We start from the raw sequence: 23,199 nt of genomic DNA, 5'->3' as shown, positions 1-23,199 counted from the left end.
GTAGGTGGTGTGGTCCAGCAGCTCTGCCTGTTCGGGGTCCTGGCTGAAGACGACCTGGCGTAACGGATGCTCCAGGTGGGGATCGAGGAGTGTGCAGACCTCGTCGAAGGCTTCGGCGAAGACGGGGAACCGGTCGTACAGTGCTGCGCCCATGCCGGGGCGTTGGCTGCCCTGACCGCTGAACAAGAACACCGTCTGACCCGAAGCACTCGCCGGCCCTCCGGGATGTACCACCCCGGGATGCGGCGCCCCGCTCGCCAGGGCCTGCAAGCCCGCCATCAGTTCCTCGCGGTCTTCCCCGATCACGACAGCTCGGTGGTCGAACAGCGAGCGGGTCTTCAGCAGTGACCAGCCCACCTCGACCGACGACGCGTCGTCATCCGCCTTCATCCGGCCGAGCAGTGCCGCCGCCTGGCCGCGCAGTGCCTCCGTACTCCTCGCCGACACCACCCACGGCACAACCCCGCCGACCCCGGCCGCCTCAGCTACCGGTGGCGTAGCCTCCGCCGCGTCCGGGGCCTGCTCCAGGATCAGATGCGCGTTCGTACCCGAGATGCCGAACGACGACACGCCCGCCCGGCGCGGATGCTCCCCCCGAGGCCACTCCGCCGCCTCGGTCAGCAGCCGCACCCCGCCCGTGCTCCAGTCGACATGCGGGGTCGGCTCGTCGATGTGCAGCGAGGCGGGCAGGAGCCCGTGCCGCATCGCCATCACCATCTTGATGACGCCCGCGGCACCCGCCGCCATCTGGGTGTGGCCGATGTTGGACTTGATGGAGCCGAGCCACAGGGGTCGGTCCTCCGGCCGGTCCTGTCCGTACGTGGCCAGCAGCGCCTGGGCCTCGATCGGGTCGCCGAGGGTGGTCCCGGTGCCATGCGCCTCGACCGCGTCCACCTCGGACGGGGCCAGGCGGGCGTTGGCCAGGGCCTGCCGGATCACCCGCTGCTGGGAGGGCCCGTTCGGCGCTGTCAGACCGTTGCTCGCGCCGTCCTGGTTGACCGCCGTACCCCGGATGACCGCCAGCACCTGGTGGCCGTTGCGCCGGGCGTCCGACAGCCGCTCCAGCAGCAGGACACCGACGCCCTCGGACAGGGTCATGCCGTCGCTGTTCGCCGAGAACGCCTTGGACCTGCCGTCCGGGGCGAGCCCGCGCAGCTCGCTGAAGCCGATGAAGGGAGCCGTCGAGGACATCACGGCGACCCCACCGGCCAGCGCCAGCTCGCATTCGCCCTGACGGATCGCCTGGCAGGCGAGATGCAGGGCGACCAGCGAGGAGGAGCATGCGGTGTCCACCGTCACCGCGGCGCCCTCCAGGCCCAGGGTGTACGCGACCCGGCCGGACACCACGCTCGCGGAGCTGCCGATGGTGAAGTACCCGGCCGAGCCCTCGGGCACCTGGGAGGCGTCCGTGCAGTAGTCGAGGTGGTCGCAGCCGATGAAGGTGCCGGTGAGGCTGCCCCGCAGCGATTCCGGATCGATGCCCGCGTACTCGATGGCCTCCCACGACGCCTCCAGGGCGAGCCGCTGCTGCGGCGCCATGCCCAGGGCCTCGCGTGGGCTGATGCCGAAGAACGCGGCGTCGAATCCGGCGGGGTCGTCGAGGAAGCCGCCCTCGCGGCAGTAGCTGGTACCGGGATGCTCCGGGTCGGGGTGGAAGAGGGCGTCCAGGTCCCAGTTGCGGTCCGTGGGCAGTTCCGTGATGGCGTCCCGCTCGGTGGCGACCAGTTCCCACAGCTCTTCCGGGGAGCGCACTCCGCCGGGGAATCGGCACGACATTCCCACGATGGCGACCGGCTCGTGTCCGGCCGACTCGACATCCTTCAGACGACGCTGTGTCTGGCGCAGATCCGCCGTCACACGCTTCAGATAGTCGAGAAGCTTCTCTTCATTGTTCGCCATGGCCGGCGCACCCACTTCCCTCGGCAAACCGCTATGGGCGACGGCAGTCGTAGCTGCCGCGCAAGGTAGTTCCGTCGGGGAAGGTGAAACTCGTGGCGTCCTTGAAATGTCCTGGACCGAGCATGTGGTAGTCGTCCACCACGTCCATGTTCACGCCGTCGGTCTTTCCGGTGGCGCTGGGCGTGACCACCTGGCTGAGTGGCCCCTTGAACACCAGGTGGCCGTTCCTCCAGCCGGGCGAGGAGTAGTTGGCGGAAGAGCCCCAGTTGTCGTGGTACTGGACGATGAACTTTCCGTCCACGGGATCCCATCCGAACGACGACCGGCCGACCACATGGCCCGGTTCCAGGGTCGCGTCGGTGTAGTAGTAATGCCCGCCCATGGCCCGCTTCGTGGTCAGGTGCATCACCGCCTCCCTACTGCCCGGCGGGGGTGTGTACGCGCAGGTGTAGGACCCGAGGAGGAAATCCAGCGCGCGCATCTGCGGCGGCGCGGGCAGCGGATTGGTGGCGGTGGCGCGCGACGGTTTCTCTCCGGTGTCCGGTTCGGCGTTCACCGGAGTGACGGCGAACGCCACCAGACCCACGGCGGCCACCCCGACGACACCGACCGGGGCACGGCGCAACCATCGCGTCAGGCGCGCCGGGTGCTGCGCGCCCTGTCCTGCTGCCTTCCCGGTACGCAAAGACGGCTCACGCATACACAACCCACGCATACACACCCCACGCACACACGACTCACGCACACGCGACTCCCATCAGACATCGGGCAGGTAATCGGGATGATCGGGCGCTGACCTGCGGCTGAGCCGACTGGCGAGCCCTGGAGCGGATACGGCGACCATCATTTGTGCCGTCCCTAAAGGTGCTCTAACGCGTGGCTTGCCCTGCTCGCCCGGGCTTCGTACCCGCTCCTCCATTAGCCCAGCTTTAGACCGCCCGCCGAGCATGAACCGGACGTCGGGATGAAGGAGGATGGCGATGAACGGCTGGCCGGCGCTGGAGAAGTACGTCGATCGAGCACCCACCTCGAAGGAGATGATGGGCTGGATCGAACTGATCGTCAGCCAAGGCATTCGCCGCGCGGGCTATGCCGCCGACAGCTGGACCGAGGAGTGGGCCGCCGAACAGTTCCGGGAAACGGGGTTGGCGGACGTTCGGCTGGAGCCGCTGGCCACACCGATCTGGCGGCCGCGCTCCGCCGCCTTCGAGATCTGGCCCGTCGGCCGCCCCGGCGACGTGACCCGCTTCACCGGCCTGGCCCTGCCGTACACCACCCCCACCGAGGGCACCGAGGGCCGGCTGGTGCGGATGGAGGACGGGGGCGTGGGCGGTGCCATCGCCGTCCAGGAGATCGGCTTCACCCAGCTGCCGCAGACCGAGGTACAGGCCCGGGCCACCGACGCCTATGACCCCGAGGGCGTCTTCCCCGATCTGGTCCAGACCGTGCCGTTCGACCTTCCGCATGTGCTGGACTTCGACGTCGCCATCAAGGACGGGGCGACCGCGTATGTCGGACTGCTCACCGGTGTGCCCTGGGAGACCAGCGACTTCTACTGGCCCTATGACGCCGAGCTGCGCTCGATTCCCGGTATCTGGCTGAGCGGCAGCGACGGCGAGCGGGTCCGTGAGCTGATGGCTTCCGGCGCGTGTGAGGGCCGGATCATCTCCGATGCCACCATCACCGAGGAGACCACCCACAATGTGGTGGGCACCCTGCCCGGCGCCTCGGACCACTGGGTGATCATCGGCTCACACCATGACGGACCGTGGGCCTCGGCGGTGGAGGACGCGTCGGGGGTGGCGCTCGTCCTGGCGCAGGCCAGGTTCTGGGCGTCGGTGCCCCAGGAGCTGCGCCCGCACAACATGCTGTTCCTGCTGACGTCGGGCCATATGGCCGGGGCGGCGGGCACCCAGGCGTTCATCGCGGCACATCCGGAGCTGTTTCCGCAGGTCGTCCTCGAAATGCATCTGGAACACGCAGCCCGCCAGGCCGTCGTGGTCGACGGCGAGGTCGTCCCCACCGACGACCCGGAGGTGCGCTGGTGGTTCACCACCCAGGCACCCGCGCTGGAGAGGCTGGTGGCCGATTCGATCGCGGCCGAGGATCTGCGCCGCTCGTGGATCCTGTCGCCGACCGCGTTCGCACCGAACCCGGCCACCGACGGCGCGTACTTCTACTACACGGGTGTGCCGCTGGTGCAGCTGATCACCACGCCGATGTACATCTTCGACCCGAGGGACACCCCCGACAAGGTGGACCAGCAGAGCCTGGTGCCGCTCACCATGGGCGCGGCGCGGATCATCGCGGGGACGCACGGCTGCGAACCGGACACCCTCCGGGTGCCCCTGCACTCCGACTGACGGTACGCACGGGGGCGGCCTGCCGGTGTCCCGGCGGGCCGCCCCCTCAGATCCCCGTACGTACAGCCACCGCCCCTACCGTGTGCGCACCGCGCACGTGGCCGTGGCCGTCTTGCGCGGGTCGCTCTCGGAGCGGGCGGTGAGGACGACCTTGCCGTGCCGGTCGGCCCCGTTCTTCGCGGTCACGGCCACGCCCACATCCACCGAGGACCCGGCCTTGGCGGTGGCGAGCCGGTTGGGCAGCCACGCGGACCAGCCCCGGCCGGTGGCCGTGGCCGACAGCCGGTAGACATCCGAATCCAGGTGGGCGCCCGCGTTTCCGGCGCGGCCGGTGTTGGCGAGGTCGAAGGTGCACGTGGCGCGGCCCTTCGAGGGGTGGCCCTTCGCCACGCCACGGTCCAGGTCGACGCCGCGCCGCTGCGGCCCAGTGCCGTCCAGGGATTTGACGGCGATGGTGTACGAGAGCACGCCCGACCGGTCGCGCTTGAGGTCGAGGACGTAGAAGTGCAGCCGGTTGGCCTGGTCGATGTACTCGTACTGGCTGCCGGAGTCGGCCCCGGCGTGGAAGAGCGCGTCGCTGAGCTGCCGGTAGTCGCCCATGGTGATCTTCTGCGTGGTGCCGTCGGGGCGCTGGAAGTCCACCATGTCGATGTCCTCGGGGTGGGCGTCGACCACCCAGGCGAACGGGGCCTGGTCCTTGTTCTTGGTCTTGGTGATCAGTACGCCGTTGTCCGGGGTGAACGAGTCCATGCCCATGCGGTCCACGACCTCGACGGTGTAGTTGTCGTAGCCGCCGCCGTCGCACAGAGGATCGGTCTTCCGGTCGCAGGACGGTGACAGATCGCTGCCCATGGTGATGTTGACGCCCGCGAGTCCCTTCTCGCCCGGGGGCGCGGAACGCGCCGTGACCCGGGCGACCGCGAGACCGGAGCCCGCCAGGGCGTCCCGGTCCAGGCGCAGCACGTTCTTCTCGTCCACGATGCCCAGCTTCAGCTTGTCGCGCAGCACATGCTGGGCGCCCATCGACCCTCCGGCGGTGGCGGGTATCCGCCACCGGGTGTGCGGGCCGCCGGGGCCGTTGAAGGAGCCGCGGGAGAGCATGCCCCAGATACCGGTGTAGGAGCGGCTGAGAGGAGTGCCGTAGGGGTTGTTGTAGTTGTCGCCTATGCCCAGGATGTGGCTGAGTTCATGGGCGTACACGGCCATGCCGGAGCTTTCGGTCTGGAGGGACGAGCCGTCTTCCGCGTTGGGCCAGATACGGGCCGCGGCCTGCCACGACGTCCACGGTACGTAGCGTGTCGCCGCCGCGTTGCTCCCGGTGGCGGCCGGCGGACCCCACACGGCCGGTACGTCCTGCCGGTCGGCGAACTTCATCTGGCCGAACTCCTGCCAGGTGGACGACTCGTCCTGCCCGGCGGTGAGATAGAAGACGAAGTCGAACTTCTTGGTCTCCTCGCCGCCCACATCGGCGGTCCAGGCCGCCTTCCCATCGGCCCGGATGTCCATGTCGCAGGTGTCCCCGGCCGGGCAGGCGCCCGGGTTCATCGAGTCCTCCACCCCGTACTGGTAGGACTTCGCGGGCATGCGGTACACCCCGAAGGCCGTCAGGTCGACGCCGATGCGGCCACCGGAGTCCTCCATCCAGTACTCGTTGATGGTGTGACCGTTGTTGAGCGCGCCGGGCTTGTTGAGGAAGTCCTCGTAGAACTGGGGCAGGCGGTCGCGCGGTATGCCGGAGGCGGACGGCTGCGGGTTGCCGAACAGGGTCGAGCCCGCCGGTTGGCCGACCGTGAACTCCTCGTCCGGGTAGTCCAGGAGCACCAGCGCGCCCTTGAAGGTGCGCTGGGTGGGCTTGACGTCCGGGTCGGCCCAGCGGGTGCCGGGGACCGCGCGGTAGTCGGCCCATGTCATGTCGTCGGGGTTGCGCCAGCGCTGCGGGTCGATCGGATCGACGAGGGGCGGCCGGGCGCTCGGCGTACGGTCGGGAGCGGCTCCCGCGGGCCCGGCCGCGACGGCGGCCAGAGCGGCGAGGAGCGTGGCGACGACCGTTAATCGGCGGACTCGTCTTCGGCGGAGGAACAAGGCTCACCTCTTGTCCGGAAGGTGTACTCAGACATGACCAGCCGTGCGAGCGGTATCACTACCGCTGCCACGGTAGGCCGGGGGCCGGGGTGACGCCAGAGTGCCGCTGTGGCTTCCGCGACCGAGCCGTGACCCGAGACTGCGGCCGAGCCGCCACCGAGCCGCGACGCGGCCCCGACGGAAACCCGGTGGGTGAAACCGCGCTGACGAGCCGGAATCCACCGCACACGGCTGCGGAGCACATCGAAAAGCGCGATAGCGTGTACAGGCCAACGGGAAGGTGCCGCCGACCTCCTGTATGGCGCGACGTGTGGAAACCAGTCCAAGGAGCCCTCTTGACCAGCCCAGAACAGCGCATGGCTGACCTGCTCAAGACCTTCGGTGAGCCAGCGGCGTGCACCGCGTACCTGCTGTGCGACCGGCATCCGTCCGACGCCGTGGCGTTCACCGTGGTGAGCAAGGACCTGACCGGCCATGACATGACGTTCGGTGAGCTCCGCGACCGCTCGTCGCGCATGGCAAGCGCCCTGGCCGCCCTGGGCGTCGGACCGGGCGACCGGGTCGCCACCCTGATGAGCAAGTCCGCCGAACTGCTCATCGCGTCCCTCGCCATCTGGCGGCTCGGGGCCGTACAGGTGCCGCTGTTCACCGCGTTCGCCCCGCCGGCCATCGCGCTGCGCACCATCGGCAACGGCACCAAGGCCGTGATCACCGACGCCGATCAGCGCCCGAAGCTGGACCCCGAGGCCGGTTTCCCCGGTGAGCGGCCCTGGCAGATCATCACGACCGGTCCGGTCACCGGCACCGACCTCGCCTTCTCGGAGCTGCTGGAGTCGCACACCGCGCAGCCCGAGCCGATGGCGGTGGGCGGCGACTCCACCATCGTGGAGCTGTTCACCTCCGGCACCGCGGGCACCCCGAAGGCCGTCCCGATCCCGCTGAACGCCGTCGCGGGCTTCGCGATGTACCAGGAGTTCGGCCTGGACCACCTGTCCACCGATGTGTTCTGGAACGCCGCCGACCCGGGATGGGCGTACGGCCTGTACTACGCCATCATCGCTCCGCTCGCCCTCGGCCGCCGCAGCCTGCTGTTCAACAGCCTGTTCTCCGCCGAGGACACCTGGAACGTGCTGTCCCGCTACGGCGTCACCAACTTCACCGCCGGGCCCACCGTCTACCGCAAGCTGCGGGCATCGGGCGCCGCCCCGGGCGACCTGCGGCTGCGCTGCTGCTCCGCGGCCGGTGAACCGCTGCCCCCGGACGTCGTGGACTGGGCGCGCGAGGCGCTCGGGGTCCCCGTACGCGACCACTACGGCCTGACCGAGACCGGCATGGTCATCGCCCACGCCTGGAACGAGGCGCTGCGCATCGACCTCAAGCCCGGTTCCATGGGCCGCCCGCTGCCCGGCTGGTCGGTGAAGATCCTGCGCGAGGACACCAACTCCGCCGAGGCGGCGACGGGTGTCCCCGGCCGGGTGGCGATCGACCTCGCGGACAGCCCGCTGATGTGGTTCGAGGGCTACCTGGGTGCCCCCGAGCGTACGGCCGAGAAGTTCAGCCCCGACGGGCGGTGGTTCTACACCGGCGACACCGCGGCGCAGGACGAGGAGGGCGATCTGTTCTTCTCCGGGCGCGGCGACGACGTCATCCTGATGGCGGGCTACCGCATCGGCCCCTTCGAGGTGGAGAGCGTGCTGCAGGAGCACGACGCCGTGACGGAGGCCGCGGCGGTGGGCATCCCCGACGACGAGTACGGCGAGGTCATCGAGGCGTTCGTCGTCCTGGGCCCCGGTGCCCGGCCGGGGGAGGCGCTCGCCACCGAGCTGCAGCAGCTCGTGCGGGACCGGTTCGCCAAGCACGCGTACCCGCGCCGGATCCACTTCGTGGACGAGCTGCCCAAGACCTCCAGCGGCAAGACACAGCGCTTCCTGCTGCGTCCGCAGCCGACCACCGGCCGGGGCCGCTGAGGCGGTGGACACCCCCTACGGCGTGGGCCCTGGTCCCCGTGTGCTCCATGGGGACCAGGGCCGAACTCGTGGCGCGCCACGCTCACTCCGTGGAGCGCGAGAGCGCCTCCCGCACCGCCTCCTCGGTCCGTCCCACCACCGCGGAACCGTCGTCGGCGGTGATGATGGGCCGCTGGATCAGCTTGGGGTGTTCGGCGAGCGCCGTGATCCAGCGGTCGCGCGCGCTCTCGTCGCGCGGCCAGTCCTTCAGCCCCAGCTCCTTCGCCGCGGCCTCCTGTGTCCGGGTGATGTCCCACGGTTCGAGTCCGAGCCGGGCCAGTACGCCGCGGATCTCGTCCGGGCTGGGGACGTCCTCCAGGTAGCGGCGGACGGTGTACCCGGCGCCTTCCGCGTCGAGCAGACTGAGCGCGCTGCGGCACTTCGAGCACGCCGGATTGATCCAGATCTCCATGGTGCAACCGTACCGCGAGACGCCTCCCGCCACGCCCGTTCGATCCCGGTCATCTGGCGTCTGACCAGGAGGCTTTGTCAGTGCCCCGCCGTAGAATGGAGGCAGTGAAAGAGAGCGAGACCGACTGTCCCAGGAGGATGCCGATGGCCGCTGCCGCAACCCCTCTTCCGGACCTGCCGAGCTTTACGACCCTGCCCAAGAAGCGCATGCCCGCCGGGCGTCCGCGTGAGTGGTACGAGACCCACAACCGCCGGCTGAAGGCCATGCGCCTGGCCATAGCCCTGCTCAACTCCGGTGTGTACCGCCCCGAGCAGGCGCGCAACCGCAAGATACGTGCCACCGCGGTCCGGATCGGGGTGCACCCGCCGTCCAACACCACGTGCCGCATGGTGCGCTCGCTCCTCCAGGAAAGCGACCGCTGACCCATCCTGGCCCCCCGCCGCGCCCTCTTCACCAGGGCGCGGCGGGGGGCCCGCCCCCATCACTCCGATTTCCTTCTCACCCCGCCATCTTCAGGCGCTCGACCTTCGGCAGCAGGAACGCATAGGTGGCGGCGCCCAGCAGGGCCACACACCCCGCCAGGGTCAGGGGCAGCACGAACGAGTGGGTGATGCCCTTGAGCACGCCGAGCAGCAGCGGGGAGAGGATGCCCGCGATGTTGGCCGCCGTGTTCTGGATCCCGGCGATCGAGCCGACGTGCGCGGCCGTCGGGGCCACATCGGCGGGCAGCGCCCAGACGCTGGCCGCCGCGAAGGTGGAACAGAAGTAGGAGACCGACAGCGCGGTCAGCGCCGTGCCGACGCCTGGCGAGACGACCGCGAGCGCGATCACCGAGGTGCCCAGCAGCCCGCCGACCAGCGGGATCTTCCGTGCCTTCGTACGCTCGGTGCCGCGCCGCACCAGCCAGTCGGAGAACAGGCCGCCGCTCCAGCCGCCCAGCATGGAGGCGATGCCCGGAATCATGCCGAGGAAGCCGAAGTGCAGGGCGTCCAGGTGGTAGTTGTCCACCAGATAGGTCGGGAACCAGGTGATGAAGAAGTAGGCCACGAAGTTGACGCAGAAGAAGCCGAGCATCATCGCCCAGATCATCCGGAAGCGGAACAGGTCCCGCCAGCCGATGCGGGCACTGGCCGCGCTCTCCTCCGCCGTGGTCTGCTCCTGACCGGACTCGATGTACTCCAGCTCCGCGGCGCCCAGCTTGGGGTGGTCCTTCGGGTCGCGGTAGTAGAGCCACCAGCCGATGGCCCACAGCGCGCCGAGGCCGCCCGCGATGGCGAACGCCCAGCGCCAGCCGAGGCCGGTGACCACCAGGGTGACCAGCGGGATGGACAGGGCGCCGCCGACCGCGTTGCCGTTGTTGAAGGTGGCCGAGGCGAAACTGCGCTCGGAGGCCGGGAACCAGCGGGAGACCACCTTGGCGCTGGCGGGGAAGCTGGGGGCTTCGCCGATGCCGAGCAGGGCGCGCAGGCCCACCAGCGACGTCACGCCGCGAGCCAGACCCATCGCCGCGGTGGCCAGCCCCCACCACAGGCTCGCGATCGCGAGCATGATGCGCGGACCGACCTTGTCGGCGAGCCAGCCGCCGGGCATCTGGCCGAAGGCGTACGTCCAGAAGAACGCCGACAGCAGCAGTCCGCCGACCCCGTCGGACAGTCCGAGATCTTCGGTGATGTGCGGCAGCGCGACGCTGAGCGTGGCGCGGTCGATGTAGTTGATGGTGATGCCCGCGAACAGCAGCCCGAGGACGACGAAGCGGACCTTGCCGACGCGTCCCCCGGGTCTCTTCGGTGCGGCGGCGACGGGTGCCCGCGCGGAGGTCTTGCCGAGAGCCACGTCGCTCACACCCCCGCCGACGGCCGGACACCGCCGCTGATGACGCCGTTGACCACATTGCGCGGGGCCTCGCCCGACAGCACCCGGTCCACGCTCTCGACGAGCCGCGCCCGGATGGCGTGGTACGCCTCGACCGTCACCCCGGCCGTGTGCGGGGTGAGCAGCACATCGGACCGCCCGCGCAGCGGGGAGTCGGCGGGCAGCGGCTCCTCGGCGAACACATCGAGCGCGGCGCCCGCCAGCTGTCCCGAGTCCAGGGCCCCGACCAGCGCGTCCTCGTCCAGCACACCGCCACGTCCGGCGTTGAGGACGTACGAGCCCCGGGGCATCCGGGACAGCAGGTCCTCCCCGACGACACCACGGGTGGCCTCGTTCAGCGGCATGTGCAGCGTCAGCACGTTCGAGCGCGAGGCCAGATCGTCCAGGCTCACATAGGTACGGTCCGGCTCGGAGGGCACCGGGTCGTGCACCAGGATGTCGCTGCCGAACCCGTCGAGGCGGCGCGCGACGGCGCGGCCGATGCTGCCGAACCCGGCGATGCCCACCGTGAGCGCGGACAGATCGCGCCCCCGCAGCCCCTCGGGTCCCCAGCCACCGTGTTCGATCTTCGCGTGACCCGCCGCGTAGCGGCGCAGGAGGGAGAGCAGGGCGCCCACGGTCCAGTCGGCCACGGCGTCGGTGTTGAAGCCGGGGAGGTTCGCGACCGGTATCGAGCGCTCGGCGGCGGCGAGGTGGTCGACGCCGTCGAAGCCGACGGCCACCGACTGCACGAGGCGGCAGCGCTCCATCCCGTCGAGCAGTTCCGCGGAGATCCTTCGCTCCTTCTCCAGCGGGGCGAGCACGATGGTGGCATCGGCGAGGGCGTCCCGGTGGTCGTGCGGGTCCTCGTCCGGCCCGATCTCGGTGATGCGCAGATCGGGGCGGCCGGGCAGCAGCCGGCGCAGCTCGTCGGCGCCGAGATCGTTCAGGTGGTACAGGGTCACGAGATGTTCGGACATCACATGCGGCTCCTGGAGTGATGTGGTGGGGCCCTGGGGGGTGGCATGAGTTTTCGCCACGGTTACGATCTCTGTCAACGGTTAACCGAAAACGGATAACGGTTTTCCGAGTGAGGAGTCAGGCCCATGGACCGTCAGCGCACCGTCGTCACCGCGCTCACCACGCCGTTCACCCCGAGTGGCGATCTCGACCTGGACGCGGCACGCGCCCAGTACGGCTTCGCCGCCCGCACCACCGGACAGCTGCTCGTGGCCGGAACCACCGGAGAGTTCCCCGCGCTGAGCGAGGGCGAGCGGCTGCTGCTGGTCGAGACCGCGCTGCAGGAGGCGGGTGCCGACGGCGTCATCGCGCACATCGGCGCCGCCGACGCGCACACCGCCGTCCGGCTCACCCGGGCCGCCGTGGCGGCCGGTGTCCGCCGCGTCGCCGCGCTCACCCCGTACTACCTGCCCGCGAGCGCGGACGAACTCGAGACGTACTTCAGCCGGATCCGGCTCGCCGCCCCCGATGTCCAGCTGTACGCGTACCTCTTCCCCGAGCGCAGCGGTCTGACGGTCGGGCCCGTGGAATTCGGCAAGCTGGCCGCCTCCTGCGGGCTGGCCGGCGTCAAGCTGAGCGGCACCCCCTCGACCGAAGTGGCCGACTACCGCGCCGAGCTCCCGGAGGAGTTCGAGATCTACTCCGGCAACGACCAGCGGCTCGCCGACGTCCTGGCCGCCGGTGGCGCCGGGGTGGTCTCCGGCTGCTCGGCCGCCTTCCCCGAACCCTTCCTCGACCTGGCCGCGGCGCTGCGCGATGACACCACCGACCCGGCACGGCTCGCCGCCCTCCAGGACCGGGTGGACCGTACCGTCGGTCTCCTCGGCCCCAGCATCGGCCGGATCAAGCATGCCCAGAGGGCCCGCGGACTGCCCGCCGGAGCCTCCCGGATGACCGTGGGCGACCCGGACCCGGCGACCGCCGCCGACATCGAGGCGCTGGCCGGCGAGGTGTCCGGCCGTCCGGCCGCCTGACCCGGCCGGTCCCTCGGGCGATCAGCCCGTGGGCAGCGACTGCTCCGCCCAGATGCACTTGCCCGTCGGAGTGAAGCGGGTGCCCCAGCGGTGGGAGAGAGCGGACACCAGCTGAAGGCCCCGCCCGCCCTCGTCGGTGTCGGACGCCCGGCGGATCCGCGGCGTGGTGGGGCTGCCGTCCGACACCTCGCAGATCAGGCTGCGGCTGCGCAGCAGGCGCAGCCTGATCGGTCCCTTGGCATGTCGGACCACATTGCCGACCAGCTCGCTGACCAGCAGCTCGGTGGTCATGGCCAGCTCGTCCAGCTGCCAGGCGCCGAGCTGGTCCCGGACATGTTGGCGGGCCTCCCCGGCGGCGATCGGCGCATCGGGCAACCGCCAGGACGCGATGCTGTCCGCGGTCATCGAATGCGTACGGGCCACCAGCAGCGCCGCATCGTCCTGGGTGCGCGACTGCTCGGGCAGCAGGGCGGCGACGAGGGTGTCGCACAGCCGGTCGAGATGGCCGAGGACACGGCCCTCGCCCCCGTCCAGCACCGAACCGCCACCGGTGGCGCTCGGGCGCGGAAGCAGGTCCGGGGTCGTGGCCAGCGCGCCCGCCAGGGTGCGGGAGAGATACGCCATGCCGTGGTCGATGTCCCGGGTCGCGGACTCGATCAGCCCGTCCGTGCACAGCACCAGGATGCTGTCCTCCGGCAGCTGCACCTCGATGGTCTCGAACGGCGGGGTCGCGGCGCCCAGCGGCGGGTCGGGGGAGAAACCGGGGGAGTGCACCGTGCCATCGGGGTGGATGATGGCGGGTGGCGGATGACCCGCGCACGCGAAGGCACACACGCTGGTGGTCGGATCGTAGATGGCGTACAGACAGGTGGCGTAGAAGTCGTCGCCGAGCGCGCCCACGAGATCGTTGAGATGCGTCAGCAGCTCATCGGGCGGCAGCTCCAGATCGGCGAGTGTGTGCACGGCGGTGCGCAGCCGCCCCATGGTGGCCGCCTCCGACAGCCCGTGGCCCATGACGTCGCCGATGACCAGCGCGACCCGCTCCCCGGACAGCGGAATCAGGTCGTACCAGTCGCCGCCCACCTCCATGCCCTCCCCGGCCGGCAGGTAGCGCGCGGCGGCCGTGACGGCGGGCAGCGCGGGCAGGTTACGGGGAAGCAGCCCGCGCTGCAGCTCCTGGGCACGGGTGTGCTCGGCGTCGTACAGCCGGGCCCGCTCCAGCGCCTGGGCGACCAGCCCGCTGATCGCGGTCAGCAGGGTGCGCTCCTCCTCGCTGAAGTGGCGCGGCCGGTCGAAGGAGACGACGCAGTAACCGGCCCGGTGGTCCGAGGCCACCAGGGGCAGGAACGCCCACGCCTTCTTCTCGCTCAGCTGCAGATAGCCGACCGTCTCCGGGTAGCGCTTGGCGTAGTCCTCGGGCGAGGAGATGAACAGCGGGCTGCGGGAGCCGAGGACCTCGGTGACGGGCGAGCGGAGCGGGGCTTCCGGCGGCACCGGAACGTTGTCGAGGAAGCCGAGGAAGGTGTCCGAGTAGCCGGTGGAACCCACCACCCGCAGCCGCTTGTCCTCGATGAGCTGGCAGATCAGCCCGGTCGCCCCGAACGGCGGCAGCACCCGGTCGGCCACCGCCTTCACCACGTCCCGCGTGGTCAGTGCCTCGGCGAAGGCACTGGTCAGCTCCGCGATCCGGGTGGCGCGCTCGGTGGCGGCGTGTGCGGCGGCCGAGCGCTCGGCGTCCAGTGCCCGGCGGTCGGTGACATCCGTGATGTGCACCGTCATCCCGTCGGGCACCGGGACCAGCCGGATGTGGTACCAGCGGTTGCTGCTCGGCCAGCGGGCGTGGAAGTCGATGGGAGCCCGCGCCGCCGCCGCCCGCCTGAACCGCGGCTCCACGCCGATCGCCCGCGCCCGCGGCAGCTCCCACAACACCTGGCCCCGCAGTTCCCCGGACGACCCGAGGAAACGCTCGGCCTCGACATTGCCGAACGTGATCCGCCCGTCCTCGTCGACCACCAGGAACCCGTCGCCCATGTACCGCAGGGCACGGCTGAAGGCGTCCCGGGAACGGCGGGTCTCGGTGATGTCCCACAGCGTGCCGACCACCCGGGCCGGGACACCGTCCGTCAGCGACGCCACGGTCCCGCGCGCCTGCACCCAGCGGTACGTCCCGTCGGGCTTCCGCACCCGGTATTCGACGCTGTACTCGCTGCGGCCGCGCAGCGACTCGGCGGTGGAGACCGCCTGCACCCAGGGCATGTCCTGGGGGTGGATGGCGCTCAGCCACGTGTTGACCTGGCCGTCGAAGGTGCCGGGCTCGAACCCCAGCAGCGTCTGCGCCTGATCGTCGCAGGTCAGGGTGGCGCCACGGAGGTCCCACTCCCAGGCGCCGATCCGGGACGTCCGCAGCGCCCCCTGCAGCCAGGGGCCGGACCGCTCGTCCTGCGCCCGGCGTTCCTCCTGCCGCCGAGCCCGCCCGGCGTCTTGGGCCCCCTCCGCCAGCAGCCGCAGCCGCTGGGCCAGCCAGCCGGTGACCGTCCGGGCCAGGGCGCGCTGGGCCGCGTCACCCGCCCGCGGCGTGGAGGTCAGCACCGACAGCACCGCGAGCGGCGCCCCGGCGGTCATCGGCACCGGGACGGCCGCCATGCAGATGCCCGGCGGGATGCTCCGGGTGAGGGAATCGCGGCCTGCCGGGTCGGCGGCCCAGACGGCGGCGCCACCGTGGAAGGCGGCCATCGGAGCGGCCGTTTCCCCCCACTCGATGGTCTGCCACGGTCCGAGCAGTGAACCGCTGAGACCACAGGTCGCCACCAGCCGCAGCCCCAGACCGTCCGGCCTGCGCAGATGCGCCATGCCGCCCAGGCCCTGAAGCCCGGCCACCAGATGGTCGAGGGCCAGCCGCAGCAGCTCCGCGTCGCCCAGCCCCTCACTCGCGGTTTCGAGCAGACTCAGCCGTGCCCGCTCTGCCTCCCAGGCGGGGGCATGCTCCTGCGCCGGGGCGTAATCCTGTGCCGGGTGCCGATCGTTTACACCCACGCGATCACCTGCGCTCTGCGAGGCCCGGACGGACTGGCCCGGCCCTCGAGGTCAGTCTCTCTATTAGGTTATGTCCGCATTTTCGAGCGTTTCACCCTCCATGGCGGCATCCCCTCGCCCGGCCCTGCCCCGGCGGCCGACGGGACCCTCGTCGTGCTACTAATTGCCTTAGCAGTAAGGTGATCGTGACGGGCCACCCGTCCTTGTGATCGTCGTCGGAGGAGCGGTGTGAACGCGAGCGGACGTGTACGAGCGGGCGGTGTCCTGCGACGCCTCCTGTTCGTCGTCGTGCTCGCGCTCGGTGTGCTGATGATGCACTCCATGGGGCACCCCGATGGCGGCACCGGCGCGGGCATGGGTGTCTCGGCACACGCCACCGGCGGGACGCACGGGGCCATGAAGGACGAGGCGCGAGCCGGCAAATCCGCCATGCCCCCTCATGACGGCTTCGGGGCCGACGGCTCCCGAGCCGTGTCCCCGGCCCCGTCCGCGCCCATGACCGGGATGGACATGGCCTCGCTGTGTGTGGCGGTGCTGGGCGCGTGGGTGCTCACGGCCGTACCGCACGCCGCTCTCGTACGGCGCCGTGGCCCGCCCCCGCCCCGGCCCGCCCCGGTGGCCGCCGTACCGCGGCCCGCCCCTCCCTCGCCGAGTCCCGGCCTCGCCACCTTGTCGGTTCTGCGGATATAGGCCGTACCCCCGCCATCCCGCGGAACGCAGACACCGGAACACCGACATCACACACGGCATGAGGTACATCGGCATGACCAACTTCCAGCACGCACCCCGCCGTCCCCGAGGCCGCCGCCTGGCGGTCGTGGGCATCGTCGCCACGGGCGGACTGCTGCTCGCCGCCTGCGGGGGGAACGACGACATGAAGGGCATGGATCACGGGAGCAAGGACTCCTCCGTCTCCGCGAAGGCCACCGCCACCCCGGCGTCGGGCGACTTCAACGACGCGGACGTCTCGTTCGCGCAGATGATGATCCCGCACCACCAGCAGGCGCTGGAGATGGCGAAGCTGGCGGACGGCCGCGCCGGGGACGGGCAGATCACCTCCCTGGCCGGGAAGATCGAGAAGGCCCAGGACCCCGAGATCGCGACCATGAAGTCCTGGCTGAAGGACTGGGGCAAGCCGGTTTCGCCGTCCTCGGACTCCATGCCCGGCATGGATCACGGCTCGGACTCCATGCCCGGCATGGATCACGGCTCGGACGGCATGGCCGGGATGATGTCCCAGAAGGACATGGACCGGCTGAAGGCCGCCAAGGGCGCCGAGTTCGACCGCGCCTTCGCGCAGATGATGATCGACCACCACAAGGGCGCGATCACCATGGCCGAGGACGAGCAGAAGAGCGGGCGTAACGCCAAGGCCAAGAAGCTCGCCGGGGATGTCATCAAAAACCAGTCCGCCGAGGTGACCACCCTGCGGAAGATCCTCGACCGGCTCTGACCGGCACGACCGGCTGTCGATCGGGGCGGCCGCCGCGCCCCGGGGGTGGCTACATCATCCCCGGGGCGCAGCCGATCACCACCGGCAGCAGCGGAAGGGTCGCGGCGGCCGTGGCCACCGCGAACCGGAGGGCGGGGTGCGGGCGGCGGCACGGGCCCAGCATGCGGCGCAGCCGTACGAGGGCGCCGGGGCCACCGGCCGCGAACGCCCCGCGGGGGGTGCGGCCCGCCGCCATCTCGTACAGCGCCGTGGCGAGTGTCTCGCGCGGGTGGCGGCGCAGCGCGCGGTCGTCCGCCGCCATCTCCAGCAGCATCGCCGTCTGCTCCCGGGCGGCCCGCGCCAGCGGCAGCCACCGGAAGGCCCTGGCGAACGCCTCGGCGGCGGCCAGCGCCAGATGGTGGCGGCCCGCGATGTGGGCGCGCTCGTGGTCCAGTACGGCGTCGAGCTGGGCGCCGGACAGCGCGCGCAGCGCGCCTGTGCTGACGACCACGCGCGGACAGCGGCCCGGCAGGCAGTACACGGCGGGCATCGCGTGGTCCAGGACGGTGGCGCGCAGCCGTGCCGAGCGCCGTCCGACCACGTCCAGCACGCCCATGTGGCGGGAGCGGGCCCGCCGCGCCCGCAGCACCTCGTGGCCGAAGCGGACGAGCGTGAGCAGCGCCACCAGGAGCGGCAGCACGGCGGCCGGGACGTCGAAGGGGGCGGGCAGCGGGACGCGGGCGTGCCAGGTCAGCCCGCAGAAGTGGACTAAGCCAGACATTCCCGCGTCGAGGTGTCCGGTCGGGACGGCCAGGTGGTACGCGGCCAGTGCCAGCGCGACGGTGAACGACGCGCTCAGTCCCTGCCAGGCGGCCACGGCGAGTGCGGGGGAGCGGTACGGCCAGGCGCTGCGCAGCAGGGCCCGCGGGGCCAGCGTGCCGACCGCGGCCGCGTAGCAGGCCAGGGCGAGCGCCGGAATCACTCCTGGTTCCGCCGCCCGGCCGCCCGCAGCGCCTTGCGCAGGGCGCTGACCTCCTCGGGGCCCATCTGCTCGACGAAATGGGCGAGAGCCGCGGGGCGGTCCTGGCTGGTGCCGAGCGCGTCCTCCATCAGCGCGGCGGAGTACTCCTCACGGCTGCGTACCGGTGAGTACAGCCAGGCCCGGCCCTCCTTGCCGCGCTGCAGCCAGCCCTTGTTGTAGAGGATCGTGGCCACGGTCATCACCGTGGTGTAGGCGACCGGCCGCTGTGTGTTGATGTCGTCGACGATCTCCCGCACCGTCGCCGGACGCCGCCATGTCCACAGGCGATCCATGATCTCCGCCTCGAGATCCCCCAGCCGCCGCATGGACGCTTCCTTCCGTCGTCAGACGCTTACCTCCGTTAGTACGGAGGCCCATAGTAGAGAGCCGCCCTCGCGGGAGGGGCACCGGGGGGAATGCCGGGCGGTCCGGGAAGATCGCCGAGCACCCGGAGCGCCGGGCGCTCCGTCCCTGGCCAAAGCCTCAACTGGCCTAGCGCACGATAGGATTGACCGGACGCGTATTCAACACCGGTGAGGCGAAAGGGAAGTCTGGATGAGTGGTCTGAACAAGGGGCTCGGGAAAATCGAGGTGGCGCTCAAGTGGGACCCCAGCGCCAGTGGTGAACCGGCCAATGATCTCGACATCGTCGCCGGCACCTACCGTGCGTCCGATCCGTACGGTGAACCCGCGTACCTGGTGCATTTCGACAGCAGGTCGCCCGACGGCACCATCTACCTCAACCGGGACAGCCGCACGGGCCAGGGGCTGGGCACCGACGAGGCGATGACGCTGGAGTTCGAGCGGCTGTCGGAGGAGTACTCCCGCGTCGTGGTGGGTGTGGCCATCCAGCAGAGCGCCGGGCGGAAGACCTTCGGCGATGTCCGGAATGCCAGCGTCCGGATTGCCGAGGGATATACGGAGCTGCTGGAAGCCGATTTCACCGGCGTCTCCGGAGCCACAGCGGCCACGGTCGCGGAGTTCGCCCGGGACGAATCGGGGGAATGGGGAATCCACGGTGTCATTCGTGGATTCACTGTCGACCCGGAAACCTTTACGAGTGTGATGGGCAAGGACTATTCCTGACCGTGCTTGTGCGCTTTCTTTGCCGCCCGCGCGCACCCCGCTACGGTCCCATGTGCGTCATTGACGCCCGGAAAGCGGTCCCGCGACAGCACCGTTGAGCACGCGGCCGCCGGACCGCCCCGCAGCAGCAGTCCGCCGGCCGGCGGGCTCGGCCGCGTACCGCACTCGGTGTACGGCGCGTGGCCGGATACTCCTTGAGAAGCAGGACGGAATCCGTCTGATGTCAGCTCCGGCGTCGGCATCTCATGCCTAGGGTTCTGTCATGGATCTTCGAAAGACCCTGCGCGGTCGGCGGCTGCTCGCGACGGCGGCCGCCGTCGCCGTCCTCGCGGGCACGGGCACCTGGGCCGCCGTAGCCGCCGACGACCCGCCCGCCGTGCACCGTGAGGACCGGGTGCTGGACATGCCGGGGACGCGCCTCGACACCTCGTACTTCACCGCGGGCCGGGGCCGTCGCCCCGCGGTGCTGCTCGCCCATGGCTTCGGGGGCAGCAAGGAGGACGTCCGGCAGCAGGCCGAGGGCTTGGCCCGGGACGGTTACGCCGTGCTGACCTGGTCGGCCCGTGGCTTCGGCAGATCGACCGGCAAGATCGGGATCAATGACCCGGACCACGAGGTGGCCGACGCCCGGCGGCTGATCGACTGGCTGGCGAAGCGGCCCGAGGTGCGGCTCGACGCCCGGGGCGATCCGCGCGTGGGCATCGCCGGTGCCTCGTACGGCGGCGCGCTGTCGCTGCTCGCCGCGGGGTACGACCGGCGGGTCGATGCCATCGCGCCCGAGATCACCTACTGGAACCTGGCCGACGCGCTCTTCCCGGACGGCGTCTTCAAGAAGCTGTGGGCCGGGCTCTTCTTCACCACCGGCTCGGCCGGTCTCTCCGGTGGCGGCCAGGAAGGCCAGGGCTCCCAGGACTCCCAGAACGCGCCCGGAGGCGGCCAGGGAGGTGAAGGCGGTCAGGGCAGTCAGGGCGGCCAGGGAAGTCAGGGCGCCCAGGCCGCCCCGAGCGCCCCGGCCACCGCGGACGGGCGGGATCAGGGCTGCGGACGGTTCGAGAAGCAACTGTGCGCGATGTACGAGCGCGTCGCGGTCGCCGGGAAACCGGACGAGGCGGCCCGTCGCATGCTGGAGGCCCGCAGCCCGTCCGCCGTGGCCGACCGGATCAAGACTCCGACGCTGATCTTCCAGGGCCAGTCCGACTCCCTCTTCCCGCTCGGCCAAGCCGATGCGATGGCCAAGGCGATCAAAGCCAACGGCGCCCCGGTCGACGTGGACTGGACCGACGGGGGACACGACGGCGGCGACCGCGAGACCGGGCGCGTCCAGGCACGCACCCGGGACTGGTTCGACCGCTACCTCAAGGGCGACCGGGGCACCGACACCGGGCCCGCCTTCCGGGTCACCCGCGCCGGCGGCGTCGACTCCACCAACGGCGCCCTCCAGATGCGCGGCGCCACCGGCGACCGCTACCCCGGACTGGAGGACGGCCGGCGAACCGTGGCGCTGCGCGGCCGCGAGCAGTCGTTCGCGAACCCGCCCGGTGGCGGACCGCCGTCGGTCTCCACGGTGCCGGGCATCGCCGCGCTGTCCCAGGCCTCCTCACTCGGGATCGGCCTCTCCCTCGACATCCCCGGCCAGTTCGCCCGCTTCGACTCCGCACCGCTCGGGAAACCCCTGCGCATCACCGGGACGCCCGAGGTGAAGGTCCGCGTCCGGGCGGACACCGACGACGCCGTGCTGTTCGCCAAGGTGTACGACGTCGGGCCGGATGGACAGCAGGTGCTGCCCTCCCAGCTCGTCGCCCCCGTACGCGTCACCGACGCGAAGAAGGGGAAGACCGTCACGCTCCGGCTGCCCGCCGTCGACCACGAGATCACCGCGGGCCACTCGCTGCGGCTCGTGCTCGCCTCCACCGACCTCGGCTACGCGTCCCCGGCGCAGCCCGCCACGTACCGCGTCGCCCTCGCGGGCGACGGCCTCACCGTGCCCACCGCGCCCGGGGTGCACACCCAGCCCGCCTCGCTGCCGTGGTGGGTGTGGGGCCTGCCGCTGGGCGGCGCCGTGGTGGCGCTCGCCCTGCTGCTGACCGGCCGTCGGCCGACGGCCGCGCCACCGCCCGACCCCGCGCTGGCCGAGGTACCGCTGCAGATCACCGACCTCAGCAAGCGCTACGCCAAGTCCGCCGACCGGTACGCCGTACGCGACCTCTCCTTCCGCGTCGAGAAGGGACAGGTACTCGGTCTGCTCGGCCCGAACGGCGCCGGAAAGACCACCACGCTGCGCATGCTGATGGGGCTCATCAGCCCCGACGGCGGGGAGATCCGCGTCTTCGGACAGGCCATCAGGCCCGGCGCGCCCGTCCTGTCCCGGGTGGGTGCCTTCGTCGAGGGCGCGGGCTTCCTGCCGCATCTGACCGGACGCGCCAACCTGGAGCTGTACTGGCGCGCCACCGGACGGCCCGCCGAGGACGCGCACCTCGACGAGGCGCTGGAGATCGCCGGGCTCGGCGACGCGCTGGAGCGCGCGGTGCGCACGTACTCCCAGGGCATGCGGCAGCGGCTCGCCATCGCCCAGGCCATGCTGGGCCTGCCGGATCTGCTCATCCTGGACGAGCCGACCAACGGGCTCGACCCGCCCCAGATCCGTGAGATGCGCGAGGTGATGATCCGGTACGCGGCCGACGGCCGCACGGTGATCGTCTCCAGCCATCTCCTGGCCGAGGTCGAACAGTCCTGCACCCATCTGGTCGTCATGGACCGTGGCCGGCTGGTGCAGGCGGGCCCGGTCGGGGAGATCACCGGCACCGGGGAGAGCCTGCTGGTCGGCCACGAGGGCGAACTGAGCGACGCGCTGGTCGACAAGGTGAGCGCCCTGCCCGGCATCACCTCCGCGGCGCGCACCGACGCCGGACTGCTCGTCCTGATCGACGGCGCCACCCCGGCGCGGCTGCTCGCCGAACTGGTGCGGCTGGAGATCCCGGTGACCAGTTTCGGGCCCAACCGGCGCCTGGAGGACGCGTTCTTGACGCTGATCGAAGGAGGGTCCGCATGAGCGGCTCCGTGAGCCCCGTGAGCTCCGTGAGCTCCGCGACGGAGGCGGCGCCCGGCTACCGGGCGCGCCACACCCTGCCCCTGCGGGTCGAGGCGGTACGGCAGCTGCGCCGCCGCCGCACCCTGGTGATGGGCGTGGTGCTGGCCGCGCTGCCGTTCGTCCTCGTCGCCGCGTTCGCGATCGGCGGCACCCCCGACGGGCGGGACGACCGGGCGACCCTGATGGAAACCGCCACCTCATCGGGCGCCAACCTCGCGGCCACCGCGCTCTTCGTCTCGGCGGCCTTCCTGCTCGTCGTGCCCGTGGCGCTGTTCTGCGGTGACACCGTCGCCTCGGAGGCCAACTGGTCCTCGCTGCGCTATCTGCTCGCCGCGCCCGTGCCCCGGGCCCGGCTGCTGGCCGGAAAGCTGGCCGTGGCGCTGGCGTTCAGCGCGGCCGCGATGGTGCTGCTGCCGCTCGTCGCGCTTCTGGTGGGCACCGTCGCGTACGGCTGGGGGCCGCTGCGCCTGCCCACCGGCGGCGAACTGGGCACGGGCGACGCCCTCGCCCGGCTCGCCCTGGTGGTCGCGTACATCTTCCTGTCCCAGCTGGTCACCGCCGCCCTCGCGTTCTGGCTCTCGACCGTGACGGACGCACCGCTGGGCGCGGTGGGCGGCGCGGTCGGGCTGACCATCGTGGGCAATGTGCTGGACGCCGTCACGGCGCTGGGCTCCTGGCGCGAGTTCCTGCCCGCGCACTGGCAGTTCGCCTGGGCCGACGCGCTCCAGCCCCACCTGGAGTGGGGTGGGATGTTGAAGGGGACGGCGGTGTCGGTGACGTACGCGCTGGTGCTCGTCGCCCTCGCCTTCCGCGGCTTCGGCCGCAAGGACGTGGTGTCCTAGGGGGTGTCGTGTGGATCATGCCGGGCTCCCGACGCCCGGCACGGCACCTCGCGGCCCCGCGCTCGTCGCACGCAGCGCCGCTGCGCTCTC

At 71.3% G+C, this 23,199-nt stretch carries 18 protein-coding genes; 9 read left to right on the top strand and 9 right to left on the bottom strand.

Going from position 1 to position 23,199, the window contains the following annotated elements; genetic code table 11:
- The coding region (locus ABZ562_RS39760; RefSeq protein WP_361489959.1) for a type I polyketide synthase at positions 1–1,899 on the bottom strand (1,899 nt) is incomplete at its 3' end.
- A 31-nt stretch (positions 1,900–1,930) separates the two neighbouring features.
- On the bottom strand, positions 1,931–2,599 hold the full coding sequence (locus tag ABZ562_RS39755) for a hypothetical protein (RefSeq protein WP_361489956.1): 669 nt from the start codon (positions 2,597–2,599) through the stop codon (positions 1,931–1,933).
- Between the two features lie 280 nt (positions 2,600–2,879).
- Between ABZ562_RS39755 and ABZ562_RS39750 the strand changes: the two genes are divergently transcribed.
- Positions 2,880–4,262, top strand: coding sequence for a M28 family peptidase (locus tag ABZ562_RS39750; RefSeq protein WP_361489953.1), 1,383 nt, complete (start codon positions 2,880–2,882; stop codon positions 4,260–4,262).
- A gap of 75 nt (positions 4,263–4,337) precedes the next feature.
- Here the strand turns inward: ABZ562_RS39750 and ABZ562_RS39745 are convergent, their stop codons facing one another.
- Positions 4,338–6,344, bottom strand: coding sequence for a M6 family metalloprotease domain-containing protein (locus ABZ562_RS39745; RefSeq protein ID WP_361489950.1), 2,007 nt, complete (start codon positions 6,342–6,344; stop codon positions 4,338–4,340).
- A gap of 335 nt (positions 6,345–6,679) precedes the next feature.
- Here ABZ562_RS39745 and ABZ562_RS39740 point away from each other — a divergent pair, with 335 nt between their 5' ends.
- On the top strand, positions 6,680–8,311 hold the full coding sequence (locus ABZ562_RS39740; protein ID WP_361489947.1) for an AMP-binding protein: 1,632 nt from the start codon (positions 6,680–6,682) through the stop codon (positions 8,309–8,311).
- An 82-nt stretch (positions 8,312–8,393) separates the two neighbouring features.
- Here ABZ562_RS39740 and ABZ562_RS39735 read toward each other — a convergent pair whose 3' ends face one another.
- Positions 8,394–8,762 carry an arsenate reductase family protein gene (locus ABZ562_RS39735; RefSeq protein WP_055553605.1) on the bottom strand — a complete coding sequence of 123 codons (369 nt, stop codon included), beginning with the start codon at positions 8,760–8,762 and terminating at the stop codon, positions 8,394–8,396.
- Between the two features lie 143 nt (positions 8,763–8,905).
- Between ABZ562_RS39735 and ABZ562_RS39730 the strand changes: the two genes are divergently transcribed.
- Complete coding sequence (locus ABZ562_RS39730) at positions 8,906–9,184, top strand: hypothetical protein (RefSeq protein WP_361489942.1); 279 nt, start codon at positions 8,906–8,908, stop codon at positions 9,182–9,184.
- A gap of 76 nt (positions 9,185–9,260) precedes the next feature.
- Here ABZ562_RS39730 and ABZ562_RS39725 read toward each other — a convergent pair whose 3' ends face one another.
- Positions 9,261–10,595: an MFS transporter gene (locus ABZ562_RS39725; protein WP_361489939.1), complete on the bottom strand. Its 1,335-nt coding sequence runs from the start codon at positions 10,593–10,595 to the stop codon at positions 9,261–9,263.
- Positions 10,596–10,600: 5 nt separating this feature from the next.
- A complete protein-coding gene (locus ABZ562_RS39720; RefSeq protein WP_361489936.1) occupies positions 10,601–11,593 on the bottom strand; it encodes a 2-hydroxyacid dehydrogenase in 993 nt (330 codons plus the stop codon).
- Between the two features lie 126 nt (positions 11,594–11,719).
- On the opposite strand from ABZ562_RS39720, the gene ABZ562_RS39715 reads away from it, so the two are divergent.
- Positions 11,720–12,607 (top strand): dihydrodipicolinate synthase family protein, encoded by an 888-nt coding sequence (locus tag ABZ562_RS39715; RefSeq protein ID WP_361489934.1) that lies wholly within the window; start codon positions 11,720–11,722, stop codon positions 12,605–12,607.
- A 21-nt stretch (positions 12,608–12,628) separates the two neighbouring features.
- Here the strand turns inward: ABZ562_RS39715 and ABZ562_RS39710 are convergent, their stop codons facing one another.
- Complete coding sequence (locus ABZ562_RS39710) at positions 12,629–15,640, bottom strand: SpoIIE family protein phosphatase (protein WP_361489931.1); 3,012 nt, start codon at positions 15,638–15,640, stop codon at positions 12,629–12,631.
- Between the two features lie 228 nt (positions 15,641–15,868).
- Here ABZ562_RS39710 and ABZ562_RS39705 point away from each other — a divergent pair, with 228 nt between their 5' ends.
- Positions 15,869–16,330 carry a hypothetical protein gene (locus tag ABZ562_RS39705; protein WP_361489928.1) on the top strand — a complete coding sequence of 154 codons (462 nt, stop codon included), beginning with the start codon at positions 15,869–15,871 and terminating at the stop codon, positions 16,328–16,330.
- Positions 16,331–16,403: 73 nt separating this feature from the next.
- Positions 16,404–17,093: a DUF305 domain-containing protein gene (locus ABZ562_RS39700; RefSeq protein WP_361489961.1), complete on the top strand. Its 690-nt coding sequence runs from the start codon at positions 16,404–16,406 to the stop codon at positions 17,091–17,093.
- A 49-nt stretch (positions 17,094–17,142) separates the two neighbouring features.
- Here the strand turns inward: ABZ562_RS39700 and ABZ562_RS39695 are convergent, their stop codons facing one another.
- The gene (locus ABZ562_RS39695; protein ID WP_361489925.1) at positions 17,143–18,054 is read right to left on the bottom strand and encodes a M56 family metallopeptidase; all 912 of its coding nucleotides are present in this window, start codon (positions 18,052–18,054) and stop codon (positions 17,143–17,145) included.
- Positions 18,051–18,419: a BlaI/MecI/CopY family transcriptional regulator gene (locus ABZ562_RS39690; RefSeq protein WP_009720553.1), complete on the bottom strand. Its 369-nt coding sequence runs from the start codon at positions 18,417–18,419 to the stop codon at positions 18,051–18,053. The genes ABZ562_RS39695 and ABZ562_RS39690 overlap by 4 nt, the downstream gene beginning before the upstream one ends.
- 229 nt (positions 18,420–18,648) lie before the next feature.
- Here ABZ562_RS39690 and ABZ562_RS39685 point away from each other — a divergent pair, with 229 nt between their 5' ends.
- The 3 genes from ABZ562_RS39685 (at position 18,649) to ABZ562_RS39675 (ending at position 23,109) form a co-directional block, all read left to right on the top strand.
- Positions 18,649–19,179: a TerD family protein gene (locus tag ABZ562_RS39685; RefSeq protein WP_361489922.1), complete on the top strand. Its 531-nt coding sequence runs from the start codon at positions 18,649–18,651 to the stop codon at positions 19,177–19,179.
- Between the two features lie 262 nt (positions 19,180–19,441).
- Positions 19,442–22,228, top strand: a complete 2,787-nt coding sequence (locus ABZ562_RS39680) for an alpha/beta fold hydrolase (RefSeq protein ID WP_361489919.1) — start codon at positions 19,442–19,444, stop codon at positions 22,226–22,228.
- Entirely contained in the window at positions 22,225–23,109 is an 885-nt protein-coding gene (locus ABZ562_RS39675) for an ABC transporter permease subunit (protein ID WP_361489917.1), read from the top strand. The genes ABZ562_RS39680 and ABZ562_RS39675 overlap by 4 nt, the downstream gene beginning before the upstream one ends.
- Positions 23,110–23,199: the final 90 nt, after the last annotated feature.

The organism is Streptomyces sp. NPDC019937 (assembly GCF_040631655.1).
Taxonomy (GTDB): domain Bacteria; phylum Actinomycetota; class Actinomycetes; order Streptomycetales; family Streptomycetaceae; genus Streptomyces.
This window is presented reverse-complemented; position numbering and strand designations above follow the sequence as displayed.